This window comes from Rhizobium leguminosarum, from assembly GCF_004123835.1.
Lineage (GTDB): Bacteria > Pseudomonadota > Alphaproteobacteria > Rhizobiales > Rhizobiaceae > Rhizobium > Rhizobium leguminosarum_M.
Genome location: NZ_MZMU01000003.1, coordinates 1,611,176 through 1,630,051, shown reverse-complemented (window position 1 = coordinate 1,630,051; position 18,876 = coordinate 1,611,176). Strand labels below are relative to the sequence as shown.

At 63.3% G+C, this 18,876-nt stretch carries 33 protein-coding genes; 8 read left to right on the top strand and 25 right to left on the bottom strand.

The features are described 5' to 3' along the window. Nucleotides 1–30: 30 nt before the first annotated feature. Genes B5P46_RS11935 through B5P46_RS11920 form a run of 4 tightly spaced genes read right to left on the bottom strand, consistent with a single transcriptional unit; the run spans nucleotide 31 to nucleotide 3,147 of the window. Nucleotides 31–957 (bottom strand): hypothetical protein, encoded by a 927-nt coding sequence (locus B5P46_RS11935; protein WP_129418809.1) that lies wholly within the window; start codon nucleotides 955–957, stop codon nucleotides 31–33. Further along, nucleotides 954–1,331, bottom strand: coding sequence for a hypothetical protein (locus tag B5P46_RS11930; RefSeq protein WP_129418808.1), 378 nt, complete (start codon nucleotides 1,329–1,331; stop codon nucleotides 954–956). Before B5P46_RS11930 ends, B5P46_RS11935 begins: the two co-directional genes overlap by 4 nt. After that, a complete protein-coding gene (locus tag B5P46_RS11925; protein ID WP_129418807.1) occupies nucleotides 1,331–2,935 on the bottom strand; it encodes a portal protein in 1,605 nt (534 codons plus the stop codon). Before B5P46_RS11925 ends, B5P46_RS11930 begins: the two co-directional genes overlap by 1 nt. After that, complete coding sequence (locus B5P46_RS11920) at nucleotides 2,935–3,147, bottom strand: hypothetical protein (protein WP_129418806.1); 213 nt, start codon at nucleotides 3,145–3,147, stop codon at nucleotides 2,935–2,937. Before B5P46_RS11920 ends, B5P46_RS11925 begins: the two co-directional genes overlap by 1 nt. Between B5P46_RS11920 and B5P46_RS34390 the strand changes: the two genes are divergently transcribed. Beyond that, nucleotides 3,146–3,289 (top strand): hypothetical protein, encoded by a 144-nt coding sequence (locus B5P46_RS34390; RefSeq protein ID WP_164986475.1) that lies wholly within the window; start codon nucleotides 3,146–3,148, stop codon nucleotides 3,287–3,289. The two genes, B5P46_RS11920 and B5P46_RS34390, sit on opposite strands and share 2 nt — an antisense overlap. A 236-nt stretch (nucleotides 3,290–3,525) precedes the next feature. Here B5P46_RS34390 and B5P46_RS11915 read toward each other — a convergent pair whose 3' ends face one another. The 21 genes from B5P46_RS11915 to B5P46_RS11825 all read right to left on the bottom strand — a co-directional run bounded on the left by B5P46_RS11915 (nucleotide 3,526) and on the right by B5P46_RS11825 (nucleotide 16,139). After that, nucleotides 3,526–5,157, bottom strand: coding sequence for a hypothetical protein (locus tag B5P46_RS11915; protein ID WP_129418805.1), 1,632 nt, complete (start codon nucleotides 5,155–5,157; stop codon nucleotides 3,526–3,528). Nucleotides 5,158–5,518: 361 nt separating this feature from the next. Then, entirely contained in the window at nucleotides 5,519–6,151 is a 633-nt protein-coding gene (locus tag B5P46_RS11910; protein ID WP_129418804.1) for a hypothetical protein, read from the bottom strand. Nucleotides 6,152–6,657: 506 nt separating this feature from the next. Further along, nucleotides 6,658–6,786: a hypothetical protein gene (locus B5P46_RS35270; protein WP_258719884.1), complete on the bottom strand. Its 129-nt coding sequence runs from the start codon at nucleotides 6,784–6,786 to the stop codon at nucleotides 6,658–6,660. A gap of 140 nt (nucleotides 6,787–6,926) precedes the next feature. Then, nucleotides 6,927–8,801 carry a hypothetical protein gene (locus tag B5P46_RS11905; RefSeq protein WP_129418803.1) on the bottom strand — a complete coding sequence of 625 codons (1,875 nt, stop codon included), beginning with the start codon at nucleotides 8,799–8,801 and terminating at the stop codon, nucleotides 6,927–6,929. 61 nt (nucleotides 8,802–8,862) lie between these two features. Then, nucleotides 8,863–9,117 (bottom strand): hypothetical protein, encoded by a 255-nt coding sequence (locus B5P46_RS11900; protein WP_129418802.1) that lies wholly within the window; start codon nucleotides 9,115–9,117, stop codon nucleotides 8,863–8,865. Nucleotides 9,118–9,204: 87 nt separating this feature from the next. After that, entirely contained in the window at nucleotides 9,205–9,471 is a 267-nt protein-coding gene (locus B5P46_RS11895) for a hypothetical protein (RefSeq protein ID WP_129418801.1), read from the bottom strand. Beyond that, on the bottom strand, nucleotides 9,458–9,868 hold the full coding sequence (locus B5P46_RS11890; RefSeq protein WP_206735332.1) for a hypothetical protein: 411 nt from the start codon (nucleotides 9,866–9,868) through the stop codon (nucleotides 9,458–9,460). Before B5P46_RS11890 ends, B5P46_RS11895 begins: the two co-directional genes overlap by 14 nt. Continuing rightward, nucleotides 9,868–10,272 carry a hypothetical protein gene (locus B5P46_RS11885; RefSeq protein WP_129418800.1) on the bottom strand — a complete coding sequence of 135 codons (405 nt, stop codon included), beginning with the start codon at nucleotides 10,270–10,272 and terminating at the stop codon, nucleotides 9,868–9,870. Before B5P46_RS11885 ends, B5P46_RS11890 begins: the two co-directional genes overlap by 1 nt. Further along, nucleotides 10,269–10,706 carry a hypothetical protein gene (locus B5P46_RS11880; protein WP_129418799.1) on the bottom strand — a complete coding sequence of 146 codons (438 nt, stop codon included), beginning with the start codon at nucleotides 10,704–10,706 and terminating at the stop codon, nucleotides 10,269–10,271. The genes B5P46_RS11885 and B5P46_RS11880 overlap by 4 nt, the downstream gene beginning before the upstream one ends. Nucleotides 10,707–10,709: 3 nt before the next feature. After that, entirely contained in the window at nucleotides 10,710–10,946 is a 237-nt protein-coding gene (locus B5P46_RS11875) for a hypothetical protein (RefSeq protein WP_129418798.1), read from the bottom strand. Between the two features lie 46 nt (nucleotides 10,947–10,992). Then, the gene (locus B5P46_RS11870) at nucleotides 10,993–11,259 is read right to left on the bottom strand and encodes a DUF2312 domain-containing protein (RefSeq protein ID WP_129418797.1); all 267 of its coding nucleotides are present in this window, start codon (nucleotides 11,257–11,259) and stop codon (nucleotides 10,993–10,995) included. After that, nucleotides 11,256–11,600 (bottom strand): hypothetical protein, encoded by a 345-nt coding sequence (locus B5P46_RS11865; RefSeq protein WP_129418796.1) that lies wholly within the window; start codon nucleotides 11,598–11,600, stop codon nucleotides 11,256–11,258. Before B5P46_RS11865 ends, B5P46_RS11870 begins: the two co-directional genes overlap by 4 nt. Continuing rightward, nucleotides 11,560–11,967 carry a hypothetical protein gene (locus B5P46_RS11860; RefSeq protein ID WP_129418795.1) on the bottom strand — a complete coding sequence of 136 codons (408 nt, stop codon included), beginning with the start codon at nucleotides 11,965–11,967 and terminating at the stop codon, nucleotides 11,560–11,562. The genes B5P46_RS11865 and B5P46_RS11860 overlap by 41 nt, the downstream gene beginning before the upstream one ends. Next, entirely contained in the window at nucleotides 11,967–13,079 is a 1,113-nt protein-coding gene (locus B5P46_RS11855; RefSeq protein WP_164986474.1) for a DUF7146 domain-containing protein, read from the bottom strand. The genes B5P46_RS11860 and B5P46_RS11855 overlap by 1 nt, the downstream gene beginning before the upstream one ends. After that, the gene (locus tag B5P46_RS34385) at nucleotides 13,076–13,591 is read right to left on the bottom strand and encodes a hypothetical protein (protein WP_164986473.1); all 516 of its coding nucleotides are present in this window, start codon (nucleotides 13,589–13,591) and stop codon (nucleotides 13,076–13,078) included. Before B5P46_RS34385 ends, B5P46_RS11855 begins: the two co-directional genes overlap by 4 nt. Nucleotides 13,592–13,642: 51 nt before the next feature. After that, entirely contained in the window at nucleotides 13,643–14,308 is a 666-nt protein-coding gene (locus B5P46_RS11850; RefSeq protein WP_129418793.1) for a hypothetical protein, read from the bottom strand. Beyond that, nucleotides 14,305–15,111: a DUF6551 family protein gene (locus B5P46_RS11845; RefSeq protein ID WP_129418792.1), complete on the bottom strand. Its 807-nt coding sequence runs from the start codon at nucleotides 15,109–15,111 to the stop codon at nucleotides 14,305–14,307. Before B5P46_RS11845 ends, B5P46_RS11850 begins: the two co-directional genes overlap by 4 nt. Beyond that, nucleotides 15,111–15,398, bottom strand: coding sequence for a hypothetical protein (locus tag B5P46_RS11840; RefSeq protein ID WP_129418791.1), 288 nt, complete (start codon nucleotides 15,396–15,398; stop codon nucleotides 15,111–15,113). Before B5P46_RS11840 ends, B5P46_RS11845 begins: the two co-directional genes overlap by 1 nt. After that, nucleotides 15,395–15,643, bottom strand: a complete 249-nt coding sequence (locus B5P46_RS11835) for a hypothetical protein (RefSeq protein WP_129418790.1) — start codon at nucleotides 15,641–15,643, stop codon at nucleotides 15,395–15,397. The genes B5P46_RS11840 and B5P46_RS11835 overlap by 4 nt, the downstream gene beginning before the upstream one ends. After that, entirely contained in the window at nucleotides 15,640–15,939 is a 300-nt protein-coding gene (locus tag B5P46_RS11830) for a hypothetical protein (protein WP_129418789.1), read from the bottom strand. Before B5P46_RS11830 ends, B5P46_RS11835 begins: the two co-directional genes overlap by 4 nt. Further along, nucleotides 15,936–16,139 (bottom strand): helix-turn-helix domain-containing protein, encoded by a 204-nt coding sequence (locus B5P46_RS11825; protein ID WP_129418788.1) that lies wholly within the window; start codon nucleotides 16,137–16,139, stop codon nucleotides 15,936–15,938. The genes B5P46_RS11830 and B5P46_RS11825 overlap by 4 nt, the downstream gene beginning before the upstream one ends. A gap of 96 nt (nucleotides 16,140–16,235) precedes the next feature. Here B5P46_RS11825 and B5P46_RS11820 point away from each other — a divergent pair, with 96 nt between their 5' ends. The 7 genes from B5P46_RS11820 (at nucleotide 16,236) to B5P46_RS34380 (ending at nucleotide 18,729) form a co-directional block, all read left to right on the top strand. Then, a complete protein-coding gene (locus B5P46_RS11820) occupies nucleotides 16,236–16,856 on the top strand; it encodes a hypothetical protein (RefSeq protein ID WP_129418787.1) in 621 nt (206 codons plus the stop codon). 149 nt (nucleotides 16,857–17,005) lie between these two features. Next, nucleotides 17,006–17,212 (top strand): hypothetical protein, encoded by a 207-nt coding sequence (locus B5P46_RS11815; RefSeq protein ID WP_129418786.1) that lies wholly within the window; start codon nucleotides 17,006–17,008, stop codon nucleotides 17,210–17,212. A 187-nt stretch (nucleotides 17,213–17,399) separates the two neighbouring features. After that, on the top strand, nucleotides 17,400–17,738 hold the full coding sequence (locus B5P46_RS11810) for a hypothetical protein (protein ID WP_129418785.1): 339 nt from the start codon (nucleotides 17,400–17,402) through the stop codon (nucleotides 17,736–17,738). Beyond that, nucleotides 17,735–18,079, top strand: coding sequence for a hypothetical protein (locus B5P46_RS11805; protein ID WP_129418784.1), 345 nt, complete (start codon nucleotides 17,735–17,737; stop codon nucleotides 18,077–18,079). Before B5P46_RS11810 ends, B5P46_RS11805 begins: the two co-directional genes overlap by 4 nt. Then, nucleotides 18,076–18,360 (top strand): hypothetical protein, encoded by a 285-nt coding sequence (locus tag B5P46_RS11800; RefSeq protein ID WP_129418783.1) that lies wholly within the window; start codon nucleotides 18,076–18,078, stop codon nucleotides 18,358–18,360. The genes B5P46_RS11805 and B5P46_RS11800 overlap by 4 nt, the downstream gene beginning before the upstream one ends. After that, complete coding sequence (locus B5P46_RS11795) at nucleotides 18,347–18,595, top strand: hypothetical protein (protein WP_129418782.1); 249 nt, start codon at nucleotides 18,347–18,349, stop codon at nucleotides 18,593–18,595. Before B5P46_RS11800 ends, B5P46_RS11795 begins: the two co-directional genes overlap by 14 nt. Next, on the top strand, nucleotides 18,592–18,729 hold the full coding sequence (locus tag B5P46_RS34380; protein WP_164986472.1) for a hypothetical protein: 138 nt from the start codon (nucleotides 18,592–18,594) through the stop codon (nucleotides 18,727–18,729). The genes B5P46_RS11795 and B5P46_RS34380 overlap by 4 nt, the downstream gene beginning before the upstream one ends. The last annotated feature ends 147 nt before the right edge of the window (nucleotides 18,730–18,876 follow it).

Genomic DNA, 18,876 nt, shown 5'->3' with positions numbered 1-18,876 from the left:
TGCCATCGGGCGGGAGCCGTTAAATGCGCATCAGTTGCCGTAAATTTTCTTGTAGTCCGCCTGCAGCTGATCGTAGGAGGCCTTATCGAATTTCTGATGCCCCCAAGTGTTCTCCGGCAGGGCTTCACGTGCCCTCAGTTCGGCTTTTGGATCGCCGGCGTTCGGTGCATTGCCGCCCATGTAGACCTGCTGCGGGCCGCCGCCGGCGATCGACTTCACCCATTCGATGAACTGATGACCCCGCGCGGTATCGCCCAACATCGCCTTGGCGAATTCGGCCGTATCCTTGTCGATGCCGCCTTCCTTGGTCGGGTCCGCTTTCACTGCCGCATCGATGAATGCGTTGTTCTCATTCATCCGCTTTTCGCGAGCGACCGTCTGTTCGGCCGGCGGCAGGTGACGGGCGGTCTCCGGGACCAATGCAGCCTTTTCTGCCGCAGCGTCGACCGGCGGCTCGAGCAGACCCATCTCCTGGCTGACGGCCAGGAAGTTTTTCACGAGGCCCTGATAGACGGGTGCCGGCAGCTTATGCTCGAGCGCGAATTCCGCCATTCGCGCATAGAGCGGGTCGCCCTTCAGCGTCTCGACATGCGGCGCGATCTCGGGCGGCAGGCTCGAGCCGAAATCGCTATAGGCCTCGATCTTGTCCGGCACATTGTTGGCGGCATCCCGGGCGCGGTACCCGTCGAGCGCCTTTGCCATCTTGTCGATCGTCTCATTGTTGCTGGCGCCGAGATAGTGATCGGCCAGGCCAGCCGGCTTGTAGAGATCTCCGGCAGGCGGGACCGCCGCACCGCCTGCCGGAGGAGCCGCCGCGGCCGATGGAGGCGGCGCGGCGCTTTCGGCTGCAGCGGGAGGAGCCGCGGCCGGTGGGGGTGCCGAGGCAGCGGCCGGCGGTGGTGCGCCACCGCCCCCGCCTTCGGTATTCATCACAAGTCGATCGAGAAATGTTTTCATGCTCCAGCTCCATTCTGGTTTCGCTCGGCGTCCGCGAGCTCTTTGCCTTTGGCGATCACTTTCAGGATGACCTCGCCGACGCCGGCGATCGCCTGCCGGTTGATGGCGAGGATGGCGGTTTCCTCCATGGTCTTTCCCGTGACCCGCCAGGGCAGGCGCATGGTGATGTCCATCAGCCACTCGACGAGCTCGCGGCCGTCACCGTGCTGGTGGAGGGCATAGAGGAATTTCGCGACCCGATCGGACGGCTGCAACTCGCCGCCGATGACGGGCGCGATCAGCTGCTCGAGGCTTTCCCAGCCGCCGCCGGCGGCCGATTGCTCGAGCAGGTCGAGAGGCTGACCGGCGCGCGGCGCGATAAAGGGACCGCTCATCAGGCTGCCTGCTTCATCTCGGCATTGGCCGCATTGCCGATCACTTCAGGGGCTTTCTCAGCGGCCTTTGCCGCAAACATCATCGCGAGCTGCTGCTGCTGGCGGACCTGCATGTCGTTGAGCACTTTCTTTTTCTCGTCAGGGCTCGGGATTAGATCTGGATCGATCTGCAGGCCCTTCGCCACCTGGTCGAGCGTGCGCTCTTGGCTGAGATAGAGATCCTTCGCTTCCGGTCCCGCGAAGGCCAGCACGATGTCATGGTAATTGGCGATCGCCGCCAGCCGATCGGCATTCAGCGCCGCCGCCATCGGCGAGCGCACCTTCACCGCCACCATCAAGTCGTCGATGTTGACCTGCTGTGGCAAGATCCCGAAATCTGCCAGTATCTCCGCGACGCGCGGCACGACCACCGGCATGACTTCGTTGACCAGGCGACCGAACGCACCGATATGGATGTTGGCTTTCTGCTGCAAGCGGCCGGCCATCTCGGAGGCCGACCGCGGCGTGCCGGAATATTCCGGCAGGCGGTTGTCGAACATCGCCTGCTTGATCTGCGTCTGCAGGTCGCCCGTCACCATCTTGGCGACGTCGAGGCGCCCGTTTGCCGGATCGAGGCGCTGCACATCGGGGCCGAGCATGCCGCCCGTCGACTGCATCCCCCAGAATTCACCCGGTGCGAGGCGCACCGTATTCGGATTGAAGGTGCCGCCGGCGCGATAACCCCAGATGCCGAGCATCTGGATTGCCGCCGACTTCAGCGCCAACTCCTGCGCCTTGTTCAAGGTCTTGATCGTCGGCAGCGCCGTCAAAACCACGCCGCGGCCATAGGCCTCGCCAGGGACGCGGTAATAACGCGGCACGGCGATCGGCTGGGTTCGATATCGCTCTTTGACGATAAATTCGGTGCTTTTCTGGCAATAGGCGCCGAAGTGCCAGCCGGACCCCGAAGGATCCGCCCAGAAGTCCTGCACAAGCTCGATTTCCGTGCCAGGGCTAGTCTTCGCCTTTTCCTTGATCTCGTCCGGAAAGTTGCCTTGCGGAAAAGCGGCGATCAGCTGCTCGTATTCGAGCATCTGTTTCCACGAAACGCGGATGACCCGGCCATAGGCATCGACGCCGATCGCCACCTGGTCGAAGGGAATGCAGCAGAACATCACCGGGTTTTCGCGAGTGCCCTTCACCGGCAGGATGCAGGCGGTGCCGACGGAAAGATCGATGCAGGCTTCATGCACCGCCGTGTCCCAATCGCCGGCCAGGAAGAAGGGGTGGATCAGCGACGAGATCTGCCCGAGCTCGCGGTCGAATGCCTTCGTTCGTTCCGCGCCGAGCAGCATCGCCGCGATCGGGCCGGTCTCAAGTACGAAGGCCGGTTGCCCCGCCGGGAATAGATCCCGCTGCAGGCTACCGGCGAAATACATCGCGCTCATTGGCGCGGTCATGTCGAAAAGGCGATCGGGCGCGTTTTTGCGCTGGCCTTGCCCGCCCGGGCGGCGCATCGGCACCGCGAAATCATAGGCTTCCTGGTAGATCGCATTCCAGGGCGTGCGCAGCGTCCAGAGCCGTTCGCTCTGCCGTTTGTGCGCGACGATATCGATGTCCGCCATCAGCCGAGCACCTCGGCGGCACTGTCCGGCCCGTCCTCGAATAGTCGCCGGCCGCGGGGCGCCCGCCTGGTCGCGGCAACCGCCTTGTCTTCAGTCTGCAGGCTGGCGAGCTGGCGATCGTTCGCCACCTGCTGCAGCTGCCGGCTTTCGGCTGCCGCCTTCTTGGCGCCGTTGTCGCCGCCGCCGAACAGTCCCTGCACAACTTTTCCCATGGCCGCCCCCTTTGAAGATCCAGAGCGTGTCATCCGCGTGGGAGAAGCCGGTGAGCCGCGCCATGCGCTCGCCTGCCCGGTTGCCGACTGCCACATGGCAGATGATCACGCTGCCAGTCTCGGCGAAACGGCCAAGCGTTAAGTGAGCCAACCGGCAGAGTGAAAGCATGCGGGGCGCTGCCTCGGGCTTGACCGCCATGGCGAGCTCGAGGCGACCCTGGCGATCGGGCACGAGGAAGGCGACGGCGAGCAGCTCGCCGGCGGCCGAGATCGACATGCTGTCGCCGATCGACTTCATCATCAGCATGGCCTTACGCGTGTACGCACGCGAGCCCCCCATATCGAGGCAGTCCGTCCAACTGACCGGCGTCTGCAGCGTCAGACGTTCCATACGTCGAATTCTCCCGGTCGCTGTTGTTGCTGATTTCGCCCGTCGCGCAGATCGCGAAGGTGCTGCAGGCTCATCACGTTGTCGCCACGGCCGAGATTGGCGGACGCGGCCATGACGCCGGCAGCGCCTCGATGGCCGAGGCACAGATACTGCAGGGCGTCGTGCGGGTGTGAATATTCGTTCTTGACCACCTCGGCCTTGTTGGTCGCCCCGATCGAGGCGTTCTTCGTCAGCATGTAGTGGGCCTCGAAGCCGCCGATGATCTTCTTGCAGCGCGGATCGATCAGGATCCTCGGCGTTGCTCCATCGATCAGGCCGGAGAGATACCAGCGCACGGCATCCTGGCGCAGGCTGGGCTCGTTGCTTTCCGTCGGCAGAATGCTCAGCGACAGGGCTTTTCCCACCGTCTGCATCCACGAGAGCTCGCCGTTTTCCGTGTCCGCACCCATGAACGCCGCCGGATCGCCGAACGCCTCGAGGAAGGCGAAACCTCGAAACCGCTCGATCAGCAGTTCATGGAATTGGATCGAGAAGCGCGCCGCTCCGGTTCCCGGCTTGGCGCAATGCTCGGCCAGCAGGCGCAGCTGCCCGTTCGGCAGAAATTGCCCAACAATGCCGGCAGGCGATCCGCCGGCGTCGATACCCGTCGATAGCGGCACGCCAGGCAGCGGCTCGAGCGGTTGGTCGGCCACATGTATCGAGCGGTTGAATTCGTCATAGACCGGATCGCCGGCGCCGACGTTGGCTGGTATCGAGTGCACCATCCGTTTGACCAGGCGCTTGTCTGTCGTCGTCGCCGCCTCGAGCTCATACGACGATCGCGGCTTGCCCTTCCGGTTCTCGGCATTCGGTGACAATCCACCGGGCTGCCAGAACCCGTTCCATCCCGGCGTAAAGTTATGGACAATCGACCCGGGCTTTGAGCTTTCGCCGAACGGCTGCAGGTAAGCGGGATGCTCGAGGCTCGGCGGCGGGTTCATGTCGCCCCACACGATGCGCGGCAGCACCGGCTCGTTTTCGTCGACCTGCAGGCCCATCGCCGCCATCGCCGCCCGGCCGTCTCGAGACACGCGCTCGAGCTCGGAAGGCGCGATCTGATCCATCGGCGGATAACGGCCGCAGCGCTGGAAGAACACCGGCAGCGTGTTCGCCGGCATCAGGTCGTATTCGTTCCCCCAAGCCATGGAGATTTCATAGCCCTTGGCGAAGGCCTCGAGGTCGTTGTCGCCGATCGCGCCGGTTTCCATGATGTATTCGACCTTGATCAGGTCGCGACCGCGATAAGCCTCCCAGCGCATCTTATGGACGACGGGCCGATCCTGGCCGCCTTCATGGCTGACGGTCCAGGCATGCTTGATCGGAAACATGTTGTACCAGCTCGCCAGCGCCGTCCTGGCGAAGCTGCGATAGGTGTCGCGAACGCATAGCGTCTTGACGCGCACCCATCCATCCTTGCAGACAGGCATGTACTGCGCCGCGTGCTTCGGTCCCTTGATCACCGACCCGACGGTCTTTCCCGAACCGCCTGGACCCATGATCGCATCGATGGGGCCGCGCGAGTTGATGAACGCCTCGCCGATCGGCCCTGGCGGCTCGTAGTGAGTGACTTCGATACCCAAGACCCGAAACCCTTTCGAAAACCCAGAACCCGCGCGCCCGTGCCCGCTTCCAGAGGTCCAAGGTAATTTCGGCCGAGGGGGGTTCAGTCGGGCACCGGCCGAATGGCCAGGTGTGTGTGTCTGGCGACCCCCGTACGGGGGGGCCTGCTGCGGGTTTTCAAGGCCGGCCCGCCGCGCGCGCCTGCACGCCCGCGAGGGCACCCCCTCTGCCGGCCGAGGTGGCCAGCCGGTTTCCCACGCGCGCGAGGCCCAGCTGGAAACCGTGCCACTAATTTTGGATAAGGGTCTGATGCAGCAATATCAAAGGCTTAGGTGCCGTGAGGCGGGATGCGCCTAGCGCCTCACGGCTAAGCTATTGATATCATTCGGACTGGTCGAAGCGGGTCAGATCGATCGTCTTGGCCTGCCCCGCGGGATCGGATGGCATGACGCCGATCACCATGACGCCCATGGCGCGCGCCTCGCCCGGGTCGATCGGCTGCGTCTTCTTGCTCTCGAAGTAGGGCAGCAGCTCGGCGTTCGCCTTGATGATCATCTGCATCGCCTGCTCGGGGCTGCAGCCGACCCGCCAGATGATGCCGTCCTTCAGCTGGTCGACAGACAGTTCCTTTGCCAGCTCGACGGGATCCGCGTTCGCCAGGGCGGCGAGGTTGAGGCCGGGATGCTTGAAGCCCATCCGCATCAGCGTCTCGCCGAAGGTGCGGGTGGCCTTGTTCTGGCTACCCTTCGGCCTCCCCCGCGCCCGCTGGGCGTTCTCGAGTGTTGACGCGACATGTTTCACGGGGCCGGCGAAGAGGCTGTGTTGAGCGTCCATCTCGTCGAGCAACAAGGATTGCTGCTCGGGTTCGTCGCCCTGGGCGAGCGCGGCCGCCAGGTCCGTCATGTCGGCCTCGATCGCCGCCCTGGTCGCGCCGACCTTCGCCGCGCGCTCGGAATTTTCCGGCGGTGTGCGTGTCTCAAAGAGCCCCGAATTCTCGCCTTCCTGGTCGGCCATCGCATTTCACCCGATTTGTTTATTCCGGCTACCCCGGCTACCGCTCGGCTACCTATGCGGTAGCCGCAAATCTTCAATCTTTACAGGACTATAATCCTCTCAGCTACCAAGCTACCATGAAATGAATGGTCTCACATATGCGCGCGCGCGTGAGAAACCTCTTATCGTCCGGTAGCTCGGTAGCCGCATGGTGCAAATCCCTGATTTCGTTGATTTATCGCGGCTACCGCCTTTGGTAGCCGCTCGGTAGCCGGTGGTAGCCACCCGGACCCGACGCGGCAGACGATCGCCACGCCGCAAGACTGCCACGATGCCTCGCTGTGTTAAGTGCTCGCGCCTCATTCGCTCTGCCCTCTCGTAGCGAGCGGGCACTTTATGGCGCTTGGCGTGTCGCCTTGATCCGCGAGCCTGTTTCGGCGCGGCGCGAGCTCCACTTTTCTCCCCTAGGGGCGGGGGAAAAGAGTTAAGTGCGCGGCGATTTGGGCCGGGGATCGAGGGGTGCGGGATCACTTGAAGGCCCAGATCAGCATGAACACTAGGATGATGACGGCCGAGATCAGCACGGGGATCAGACCGATCGCCGAGAGCTTCATGCCGAAGAACTGGAAGTGGATTTCATTCTGAGATTTGGGCATCGGGCGGTCCTCTCACCAAAACAAGGTTTGAGGACCTATTCCCAAAACAGTTGTCGCCACGAATGACCTAATGAGTCAATCACTATACTTTCAGAAGCGGCCTATGCTCGCCGTTCTATCAAGGCTTTTATGAAGCGTGTCTATTCGGCAACCGGTGTTGTTGCCCTGTCATAGGCGAGCATGTCGACCAGCAGGCACTTCTTATTCTGCCGGTTGATCTTCATCGTCTTGTATCGATCGTCGAGGCCGCGCAGCACGATGTCGGCCGGCGCCTGCTTGAGCACGTTGCTCCAGCCACCCTTGAAATAGTCCGTCTGCTCGAAGATCTTCGTCAGCTGCGGCGAGGAGTGCGGCACCGCCAGGCAGAAGCCTTTCGACGGTTCGCCGGCAGGCCGGAGACCGAGGCCGACCACGGCCAGGCTCGCCCTCGCCTCGTCGATGCTCATCGCCTGGTGTTCGTAGAGCTCGAGGATCTTGCCGACCGTATGCCGCTCGCCGGCCTTCCATTGATCTATCGAGGTCGACAGCAGCTGTTCCATGACGTCCTGCCACTTCTCTACCTGCTCCTCGAGCTCGACGGCCGTCGCGGCGCGCAGCGCGTCGATCGTCCATTGGCGATCGCCGGCCTCGAAGCCGATATCGGCCATGCCGTATTTTCCGACCAGGAGCTCGGCGACGGCGAGCAGCGTGCCATAGGTGTCGATCGCTCGAGCGTCGTAGCCGGCCTCGTGCAGGAGGGTCGCCCAGGCGGGCAAGAGATGGTGCTGCAGCTCGTGCCAGCCATCCATCAGCTGGCGCAGCAGCATGCGGCCCCACTCCTCCTGGATGACGGGCTCGGGCCCGGTCGCCTGCAGGGGATTGAGGTGCAGGATCGCCATGCGGCTGCGGTCCTGCTGCGAGAGCGGCGGCAGGTTGATGGCAGACAGCAGGAACGCCGAATACATCTGGAACTGCACGCCGTCATGATCGCTCGAGCCGCGATAGAGCTTGCTGCCATCATAGGAGTGGCGCGCGAGCTCGATGATGCCTTGCTCTTTATATGATCCCGCCTTGGCTTCGAATTCGTCTATCAGCACCGGCCGGCTGTCCTGCCCCATGTTCTGATAGATGCCGGCGGCCGTCGTGTTCTTGGTCGAATAGATCAGGGGTCCGAAGATCGTCTCGACATAATCGATCAGCGTCGACTTGCCTCGGCCGCGGCCGCCGGTCAGTCCGACGATCGGCCGCTTGCGCAATGCGCCGCCGAGGAAGCCGACGCCGATAAAGCCCAGCATGATGAGCGGATCGAGCCACGGCCGCTCCCACTGCCAGGTGGTCAGATGCTGCAGGATCTTCTGCGCCGGCGTGTCGTCAACGCCGATCGGCTTGCGCCAGGGCGCGAGCGTCTCGGCCGCCTTGGCATAGAGCTTGCCGTCGTGCTGTACCGGCGGCCGGCTGACCAGCTTGAAATCTTCGGCCTTGTTGTTCTTGGCGACGCGATATTCGACGGTCCACAGCTTTTCGCCGGAATGCCAGATGAATTCCTCGGCCGCCCGCCAGCCGCCGCGGCCGCGCACGCTCTGCTGGACGTCGAATGTGCCGCGCCTAGCCGCCTCGCTGATGATGCAGGTGGCGGCCTTGTCGCGCTCGAGGCGCTTGACCTTGACAGCTTCGTCGCCTGTCTCCGGATCCTTGATCGTGCCGAAACCCGGCCAGGCCCAGAGCGCATAATTGGGAAAGGGCGCGCACATGCGCATGATCGCCTGCAGGTCGATCGCCTTGACCTCCATCAGGTGATAGGTGGCGGTCCTGACATAGATGACGTCGCCGGCCTGGCCGAGCACCTCGAAGGGGCAGCCGGGTGGCATGCGGTCCCAGGGCGCGCCTTCCCACTGACCTGGCTTGATGCCGTCGCGGGTGAGTGAGGGGTTGGGATCGTTGACCGGTGTTGCCGCTGCCTGGATCTCGTCGAGCCCGTCCTCGACGATAGCGCGGATGGCGAGACTGCCGCCCTGTATTTTCGTTTTCTTTGCCACGTGCGCCCTGCAATGCTTGAGAATGCGGCCGCCGCGCCGGTTTCAGCGCGGCGGGTATTGTTTACTTCGTGTGGGTGCCTTCGACACCGCGACGCATGCGGGCAAGCGTCCGGCTCTGCAGCCAATGCTGCGCTTCTTCGATCTTCGTCAGCGCACAGGCATTTTCCTTGCAGGAATACGGTCCTGCCTGGAAAGAGCGAAGCCGATCGGCGACGATCGCTAGCAGAACTTCGTGCGTCAGGCCGTTAACCCCGACTTCGTTGATCGGGCCATTCTGGAAATAGATAACGGTCGAGGTCGCGGCATTCTGGACCACGCCGTCGCCGGCGCTGACGTTCGTCGACCGAGCCCGTCGAGGACCGATATCGTCAGCGTGTCGTTGGCTGGATTGACCTTGTGGTCGTCAATCGTTCGCATGTTCTTCTCCTGCGGTTTCCGCCGGCGGAATTGCCGGCGGCTCTTGAAGTTCGCGGATGCGCTTTTCGATCCTCCACATGAGGTCATCGCTCATTCCCTGGCTGCGCTGCGGCAACAGACCGAGAATGGTGCAGATCGCATCGTAAGCATCAGCTTTTGGGCTCAGCCGCCCGACGAGGTTACGAAGATCCTTGATCTCCGCGGCGCAGCGTTGCGCCATCTGGATGAATTCTTGCGTGCTAACTTCCTGCATGTTCTTCTCCTGCTGTTTCCGCCGGCGGGATTACAGGCGGCGACGCGAACACCACGACTTCATCAACTCGGCGTCCGGTATTCATCTGCACCTGGACTGCGCGATCGTCCCAAAGCTCGACCATCGCGAAGTCCTTCACATTCGTCACCTCGAGGAGCGGCAGGCCGTGGTGATGCAGCCAGTTGTGGATGGTTCTAATCACCATCCGGCGCTCTGGATCGGGCCCGCTGACGCGAGCGGTGAAGATCTTCATCGCCTGCCCTTCCGCCTGCCATTGCAGCACCCTCGCTGCCATTGCCGGCACGGGATCGCCGATGTGGCCGATCCCCTTCCATCCGTCGTAGTGAGCGAGAGTGCCGTCGAGGTCGATCCCGATCCATCCCAGCAGCCGCGCCATCAAAAGCCATCCATCGGCTCGTCGACGGCGCGATATGTCGTCTCCTCGATCGGCAAGGGCGGCGCTTCCGGCTTCGGTTTCGCCGCCTCCTGTTCGGCCGCCCAATCCTTTTCGAACTGGTCGAGCTCGGCGACGACGGTCGAGAAGATCCGGACGAGCATCAGCTCGGCCCGGGTGGCGGTCGCCGTCTCGCGGTGCTTGAGAAGCTTGAGCTGCTGCATCAGCACCTCGGGCGTCGCGCGATCGCGGCCGATCTGCCGCAGCAGCTTTGCCATCTCGACGCCGGATCCCCGGGCGTTGCCGGCCAGGTCCTGCATGCGCTCGACTTCGTCCTGCTCGAGCGGGAACATTTCCGTCAGGTAATCGAAGGCCCAATAGACCGCCCGCTCGGCCGTGAAAATCACGGCATCATATCCTTCCGGCTCCGGAGCATCCGGCTCAACAGCTCCCTCGTCGCCGGCGTTGGGTTGCCCTCGATGATCGTCACCGGCAGCCCCCGAAACGTCAGCCTCGCCGGATCCGGCGTCGGGTCCGGAGGCAACAGCTCCCGCAGCGTCTCCACCTCCTCCCGCGTCAGCAGCAGAGGTTCCGGTTCCGGCGCCGGCGGCATCGATGCCAGCATCTCCCGCAGCCTGGCCGCCGTCATCGGCGCCGGCGCCGGCGCCATCCGCGGATCCGTCGCCGTCGTTGGCTGCGCCATCGGTGCTCGAGGCGGGATCACGTTCACCATCTGCCGGACCCTTTGTTCCGGTATCGCCTGCAGATCCTTTCCCGCCGGCGCCGGCTTCAGATGTTTGCCCCGGGGCCAAACCACTTTCATCCGTCCGCCCTTGGCCATCGGTCACAACCTCCCCATCTTTGCCGCCAGTTGTTCCAGCGCCGGCGATTTCCAGCGGCTTGCCCGCGCCATCCACTGCCGTTTGGTGTTGGCCATCTCGGCTCGCTGGGCTTCCGTTGCCCGCCGGATCTGCGCCGGCCAGGTGGCCCGCGCTTCCCGCACCATCTTGAGGCGCTGCAGCTGCAGGTGCCGCCGTCTCTGCGCCAGTTTCCGATCCTGCAGTTGTCGTGACTTTCTCATTGGTCCTGCTCTTTCCTTTGCGCCTGGTCATGCTCGTCTCCTTCGGTTAGCCTTCCGGCGGTTCTTCGATCATGCCGAGCGCATGCAGGTAGGTGTCGAGGATCGCGTCCTCTTCCGCCCGCTGGTCGGCGTCCTTGCGTCGAAGTTGGATGACTTTCTTGAGGATCTTCACGTCGTAGCCCATGGCGCGGGCCTCGCCGTAAATGTCCTTCTTGTCGTCGTTCAGATCCTTGATTTCGCCCTCGACGAACTCGATGCGCTCGACGAAGGCGCGCAGCTGGTCGCGGCCGAGATTGTCGCCCTGCTCACTCATGCTCGCCCCTTTGCTGGAAAGTGCTTGAGTTCAAAGGCTTGGATGAATGCCCGCAGTTCGGCGTCGATCAGCGACATGCGATCGAGGTCCTTTTCGGTCGGCTCGGCGTCGGGTTCGAGGATCGTCATGATGCTGCTGAAGAGGTGATGCGCGCCGGCAAAGAATGCGTTCCGCATCTCTTCCAGTTGTGTTGGCGACGCGTCGAGCGGCACAGCGGCTATTCGCAAGCTGACCCATCCGGCTTCGATCAGCTTGCCCTTGTCAGTCAGATCGCGCGCCAGGCGTTCGAGATAAGCACGATCAGCCATCGACCCGGCCCTCCGGAACAGCGGCGCGGTCAAGCCGTTCAATCTCGGCAACGATCAGCGCGGCAGCGCGCACAAGGTCACGCCGGCGGTCCTTCGGCTTCCACCACATAGCGCCCCAAGGCCAAACCGAGCGGATCAACGAACCTTTGCCGTCAGAGTAAACGGGATGCCCGTTGCACCCGTGCACGGCGTAGCAGGCTGCTGCGAGGGCCATCTCTCCCCTCGTGTTCAGATCGTCTTGCTCGGCAGTGAACCCTTCCTCGGCGACCTGCCGATCACGCTCGAGGAAGATGTCTTTGAAGGCCTGCGAAACATCGTCCGGATCCCACCAGCCGTTTTCGATCGCATCGTCTTTCCAATTCGGGCCATCGTCGCCGTCACCCCAAGCTTCGTTGCTCATCACTCTTCCTCTTGTGCCAAATCGTTAAAATCATTCCCGGCGATGCTTTCGATCACGCCCACCGGTTTGCCGTGCCGCGCCAAGTGCTCGAGCACCTGGTCGAACTGCTTTTCCGTCGTCTTGCTCTTGAAGTGATCCTTCAGCACGATCGCCGAGGAGATGCAGGGCAGCCAAAGCGGCGCGTTCGCCATGTTCGACAGGCTGCCGGCGGCCCAGGCGCGCGCCTCGGGCGCCTCGATCGCCACCGACGTCGTCGTCTCGATGCCTTCGCCGATGATGACGGGGTGCGGGCGGACGGCCGTTTCCGGCGGTTCGCCCTCGGGACCGTGCGAGATCCGGATGACCGCGCCCTTCGCCTCGCCGAACATCAGCTTGGCATTCTCATCCTTGGAAACCGGCAGCTTCTTCGGCCCGAGCGGCGACAGGAATGTCAGATGCACCGCGACCAGCTGCCCGGTCGGCGCCCGCATGGCGGAATGAATGCAGGGAAAGCCCGGCCCGGCCTGCGCCTTGATATGCCGGCCGCCCGAATTGTCCCATTTCGCCCGCGGCCAGAATTCCGTCTCGGCCGAGAAACGGAAGGTGGCAAGATCGCGGTTCGGGATCCGCTCGAGCGGAATTTTGCGCGCCGCGAAATAGGCCCGCGCATAGGCCTCGGCCGCCGAGCCGGCGCCATCAAGCATGCCGGCCATAAACATGCGTTCGGCCTTCTGCAGGCGCTTCAGCCTGACTTCCTCGGCCTTGTCGTCGCTTTCCTTCTTGGCGGTCACCGTGCGCCGCTGCATGTCGTGCAGCTGCTCGCGGCTCATCTGGCGCATACCGAGAAAATCACGCGACCAGGCGATCGCCTCTTTGAAGTCGCACCTCATGCAATATTCGACCAGGCCGAACACGTCGCCCTTTTCACCGCTGCGCCAGTCGATCCAGGCGCCGTGATCGCGATCGAGCGCGACCTTGAATTCCGGGCTCTTCGGCGCGTCCATCGTCACGGGGTTGTTGGCGACCCAGAACCGACCACGCCGGACGCCATCCGGCAGCAGCCGGCGGCAAAGATCCTCGATCTTGTCCTTCAGCCCCTGCTTGATCAGTCCGGTGTCGTCCTGGCGCATCATGAAGAAAAGGCCTCCTCGACGGCTGCCAGCAGCTTTTCGAGAATGGGATCGCCGCGCTCGTCTTCGACGCCGTTCATGGCGATCGAGACGGCGGCCTTGCTCATTCGCGCCGCCCGGGCGAGCTCGGCCTGCGGCACGTTCAAATACTGGTTTGCGATGTAGACGGCCCAGCGCCTGGCGCGCGCCAGCCGCATCCATTCGCGATCGGCGGTCGCCCGGCGCGCCGGATCGGCCGCGAGGATCGCCTCGGGCTGCATCTCGAGCACCATCGCGACATAGGCGACGGCAAGCCGGTAGCTGCCCGATGACAGCACTTCGTTGACATTGGTTTCGCCGCGGCGGATCCGCGCGATCGCCAGCCGCACCCTGGTCAGCACCATGCGCGTCAGCGGCTTGTGACCCTTGCGGATCTTGTAGAGGTAGGCATTCGAAAGACCGGCGCCGCGCTCGATCGAGCCTTCGGAAAAGCCGGATGGAGTGATCAATCGGTCTAGTTCTGCAACGTCGAGCATGTGCCATCCAGAGGGTGGCCGTACGCAATACATGTTCGGCAATGGTGAAAGTCAGAGGTCTGTCGGCGATCCCGCCGGCAGGAGATGCTGGAAAGCGGCGACGCGGCGTTCGAGCTCGGCGACGCCGGCCTCGCCGTCGACGCGGCCGATCTCCTCGATGGCGGGCAAGCCCGTCTCTACGGAGCGCTGCACCTCATCACGGGTAGCGGGGCGGCCGGCGGCAAACCACAGCACCTCGAGCGGCTCGCCGATCGAAAACAGAATGCCCTTCTTGCCGGCATGCGGCCGGAAAGGCCTGTAGCTGTGGGTGAGCCAGACGCCGGTCACGCCCGGGTTGCGCTTCAGCGCGAAGCCGGCCGCATCGCCGGCGCCTTCCGGCATGTCGCTCGCCCGGCGCTTTGCCAGCGGCGAGCTGAGGAATGGGCAGTTGAGCGCCGAGAATATTGCGCACTCCCGATGCGATGGCGGATCCGCGATCGTCCGGTTGATGCCGCACATTGGCCCGATGACGAAAGCCTTGTATTTTCCGAGGCGAACGCCGCAGACCCAGCAGAGGTCATTGCGCACCGCATGCGCCATCTTGTCCGGCGAGACGATGCGGAAGTCACGCTTGCCGTCGATTTCGGCGGCGAAATAGGGAATGGGAAAGCCGCGATCATTGCGCGGCAGCACCTTTATCCGATCGGGCATGTTGTCGAAGATGCGGTCGATGCTCATGACCGCGCTCCAATCTGGATCTGATTGGACTGCAGGCCCTTGTTGTAGATCTCGACCAGCACCTTCGCGAGCGACACAGCCGCGTCGCCGCCGCCGATCCGTTGCAGCGCCGAAGCATCGGCCGAGAGGATCTTTCGATCCTTGCCGTGAAGCTTCGTCGCCATGCGGTCCTGGTCGACGATACTGAGATTGTTCTTGTAGAGCCGGGCAAGCGCCTGGATGATGACGCCGGCAAGCGCCACATTGTCCTTCGGCCACGCCGTGACAATCGTCCTGCAGGCGTCGGTCACCGCCTGGTCGCCGTAGCGGTCGATCGCCCGCTCGATCGCCGAGATCGAGCTCGTGCGTCTCGGCCCTGGTGATTTTGTACCGGGCGGCACGACTTCGCAGCCCGCCTCCTCGAGCACGCTGCAGATCCGCATCATCTTTTCATCGCCGGCCTCGATGCCGGCCCAGTATTTTTCGACCGTCGAGATCGCCGAGCGGTTGATGTTGACGCCGAGGAAGCTCTGCGCCTCCTCAAAAGCCTGGTCGAGGGTGACGATCGCCGCCGGCACTTCGGCAACGCCGGGATGCCGGCAGGCCGCCGCATGGCGATGTTGCCCGTCATAGACGGTAAAGGTGCCGTCGCCCTGGTCGACGAGCATCAGCGTGCCGAACTGTTTCCAGCTGAAATCCCGCAGGATCTGCTTGACACGCCGCTCTTTCAGCGGCCGCTGATAGCTCGCGTCGACGCGGATCAGCTTCTTGTCGATGAAGGCGAGCTCGGGCGCGGTCCCGATCTCCAGATTGATATCGCTCATCAGATCAACCTCGATTGTTTTGGCGGCTCTTCCGCGCGCTTTTCCTCTTCGATCTGCCGTTTGCGGAAAGCGCGCAGCTCGTCGATCGTGGCAAAGGCCTCGCCGGGCCGGATTTCAACGAAGACATAACCGTCCAACACGCCGAGATTGGCGATCACAGAACCCTCCCAGCCGTGGCGTTCGCGAGCCTCGGCGTTAAGGATGGCTAGCAAGGCGGTATAGAAGCCGGTCAGCTCGGCCGGATCCCCCGGCGGCTTGTCGGCAACATGGAGGGCGAGCGAGCTCATAGCGGCGACCATCCCTGTCGGAATGCCAGGAGCTGCTCGCGGCCGACGTCCGTCAATCGGAGATCGCCTTTCAAGCTGTGCCCGTCAGCGACGAGCTCGCCCTCGAGCCAGCCGAGAGAAAGCGCGTCCTTGGTGGGAGACGGTGCCCGGGCGATCGCAATGTGATGCGACACGGGGGCCCCGAGATCGTCGCCCTCCCAGGTGAAATGAAGGCTCGCCAGGACGTCGAAACGGGGATGGCTCATAGCGCCCTGCCCTCGTCGATGCGACGCTGAGCGGCGTTCTTCCAGTTGGCGAGCGCGCCCCATGCGCCACTCGTCGAGCTGGTCTTGATGCCGGCCATCTTCAGCGACGTGCCGTCGAACCGGGTGCCGACAGTCGCCGCCTCTTCCGCGACGAGCTCCTCGAGGATGCGCTCGGCGGCGGCGTGATAGCGACGATGATCGTCGCTATCCCATTCCTTCTTGAGCGGCGGCACCGCGTCCGTCTTCTCCTCGATGATCTGGATCAGCCGATCCAAGAGGTTCTTGCTCGCGCTCATTGGCGCACCTCGCCGCGATCGTCGAACTTGTCGGGGAAGATCGAACGGATGTTCGACTTGGTGCTCGGTTGCAGCCGGCTGTTCTTCGACAGGCCGTTGTAGATGGTCCGCTCGGACACATTGGCCCGGCGCGCAAGCTCGGCCTTTTCCATGCCGCGCTCCTCCCGCCACTCATCAACCGTCTTCCATGTGATGTGCATAGCCAAATTTCCTCATTGCATAATTCATGAAAAAAGTGATTTGCTGTCATCCGTCAATAGATATTTCAGAAATTCATATGTGAACGCCTCCACCTTATGTTCCTCGTTGTGGAAAATGTTCGTCGCAAACAACTGCAATGGCTCGCCTATATCCGAGAGGTTAAGGGCTGGAACGATGCTGAGCTCGCCAGGCGCACGGGCCGCAATGCTGCGACCTTCTCGAAGTTCGAGAATGATCAGGCGAACGAAGCCCAGCTCTCACCAAAGACGGTCACACTGATCGAGCAGGCATCGGGGATCCCGGCCTACCAAAGTGAAAAGATCGTGAAACCTCGCGGCCTGGCCGAAGTGGAAAGCGCGCCTTACGAGGCCGAGCAGCTGACCGCGATCGATGGCGCCGTGAAAGCGTTGAAGGCCGATCGCAACGCCATCGACCCGTGGGTGCTGCATTCGCGCTGCCTCGAGGCGGCCGGCTACATGCCCGGCGATATCCTTATGGTCGATCTCAATGCCCGCCCCACGCCAGGCGACGTCGTCTGCGCCCAGGTCTACGACCGCACCGGCCGGCCAGAGACTATCTTCCGCCTGTATGAGGATCCCTTCCTGGTGGCGGCCACCCTCGACAAGGGTCTGATGAAACCGCACCTGATCGACAACGACCGCGTCGTGGTGCGCGGCGTCGTCATCGCCTCGTTCCGGGAACGTCGAGCCGCTTGACGTTCACACTGAACTGAGGACTAGACGGCAAAAATCGGCGCGCACTGAACTGGGGGTTAGTCCTGACGATTTGCCCGCACTGAACTGAGGCATAGTCCCAGCGACCGGCGCGCACTGAATTGGGGCCTAGTCCTGAGAGGGTCGAATTCATGTACGTGATTTTCATTTATCCCCTCGGTCTCGCCCTTGCCTATCTCCTCTTCTTTCGACTTGCCCTTCCATTGGTCTTCATGACGCTCGTCGAGCGTATCGGCATCCGCCATCACGCGGGCGCGCTCGGCCTCTTCTCAACCGCCGCCTTGTGGTGCGGCTTGCTCTACTTGGCGTCGACTGGCTTTGGTCGATTGATCAACTAGGCGTCGTCTTTGTGTTGCGGGGGCGCAATTACCCACAGCTTTCATCCCAAGATCTTGCTATTTCAGTAACTACTAATCAGTAGAAATTCACGTTTTCATGTCGCGTCATGAATTAGTTGTTGAATTTGTCATGAATTTTTGAGAGCGTCGTGAATGTAGTGATTTGCACTCACATGGAGACGCACCCATGACACTCGCAGAGAACACCGTCGGCGCGGAAGAGATCGCCGCGGCGCTGGAGCTGACGAAGGAACATTTCCTTCGCAAGGTCCGGACGCTGACCGAAATGGAAGGCATGCCGGCGCGCCTGCCCGGCAATGCCAGGCGCCCGCGCTGGTCGCGGACCGCCGTCAGCCGTTGGCTGGATACTTACGGCGATCGCAAGCGCGCCGCCGAAACCAAGGCCGAGGCGGACGAGGCAGTCCTCGCCAACCGCCAGGCGCTCCACCTCGCCTATGTCCGTCCAGACCGCGCCGCCTTCACCGGCCCGCGCCTGGCGATCGACAACACGGGGGCACGGGCATGACGGACCAAACCGAAGTGCCGCGCGCCATCGGCGCAGAAGACGCGCTCACGCATCCCGATCCGATCGTCCGGATCATTGCGCGCGGATCCTTGTCGAAGTGGATCGACGTGTTTCAGGAGTGGGTGAACGAAGAGTTCCAGCGCTGCGACGACAGGCTCGATGTCCTTCACGGCATCAGCCGTCTGCTCGTCATGACGCATTCGTCGATCGCCGCCAACATGATGAAGGAAGGCGGGTTCCCGACGGCTGCAGAGGCGCTGAAGGTCACGGTTGACGAGGTCTATGTCAGCCATGCCGAGCAGTGCCGGATCAGCATCCAGGCAGTGAGGCGCGGCCGATGACACCTTCCGTCACTCCCGTCGCCGACAATCCCGCCGTCACCAATCCGCGCCGGGTTCTGAACATGGCACAGCGCGACGCGCTGCTGTCGATCGACTTCTTCCGCCACCATCGCCCGCGCGGCACGACCTGGGCGATCGGCGACAAGCGCTTCAACGTCCGGACCATCAACGCGCTGGCACGCCTCGACCTGGTCCGCGTCGGTCATCAATCGCTGCGGCTCACCACCGCCGGCCAGATCGCCGCCGCCAAGCTGAAAGGGGCATCCGATGGAACCGCGTGACCTGATAGAGCTGCTCGAGCTGTCGGCCGGCCAGACCGATCATCTGATGACGCGGCTGATTGCCGAGCTCAAGGAGCGCGGCGCCATCCTCGAGGATCTCGCCGCCCTGCAGCTGCGCCAGGTCGCCAGCCAGCAGGCCAATGCAAGCGTCATCGTCGAGGCGGCGATGACCGCCGGCACGCTCAACAGCACCACGCAGCTCCTCGGCCGCATGTATGGGGGGTCGATCCAATGAGCTGCACCGATCTCCCCCTCGGCGCCATCGCCGGCGCGATCCTGCTCAGCGAGATCGTCGGCTTCACCCTCATTCTCTGGGCCTGCAGCCTGCGCTTCCCGGCGGTACTCCCCGTCCGCAAGCGCAAGCGGTAGGCCGGGCGCCGCCACAGTCTCGCGTCTCCATGGCGGCGCGGGGCAGCGACCGCCGCCCTGTTGCTGCCCCACAAATTGCACGGCCTTGCTCACCCCCTTGCGCAAGGCCCTGCCAGCCCGGTTCACCCGGGCACACGAGACGGCCCG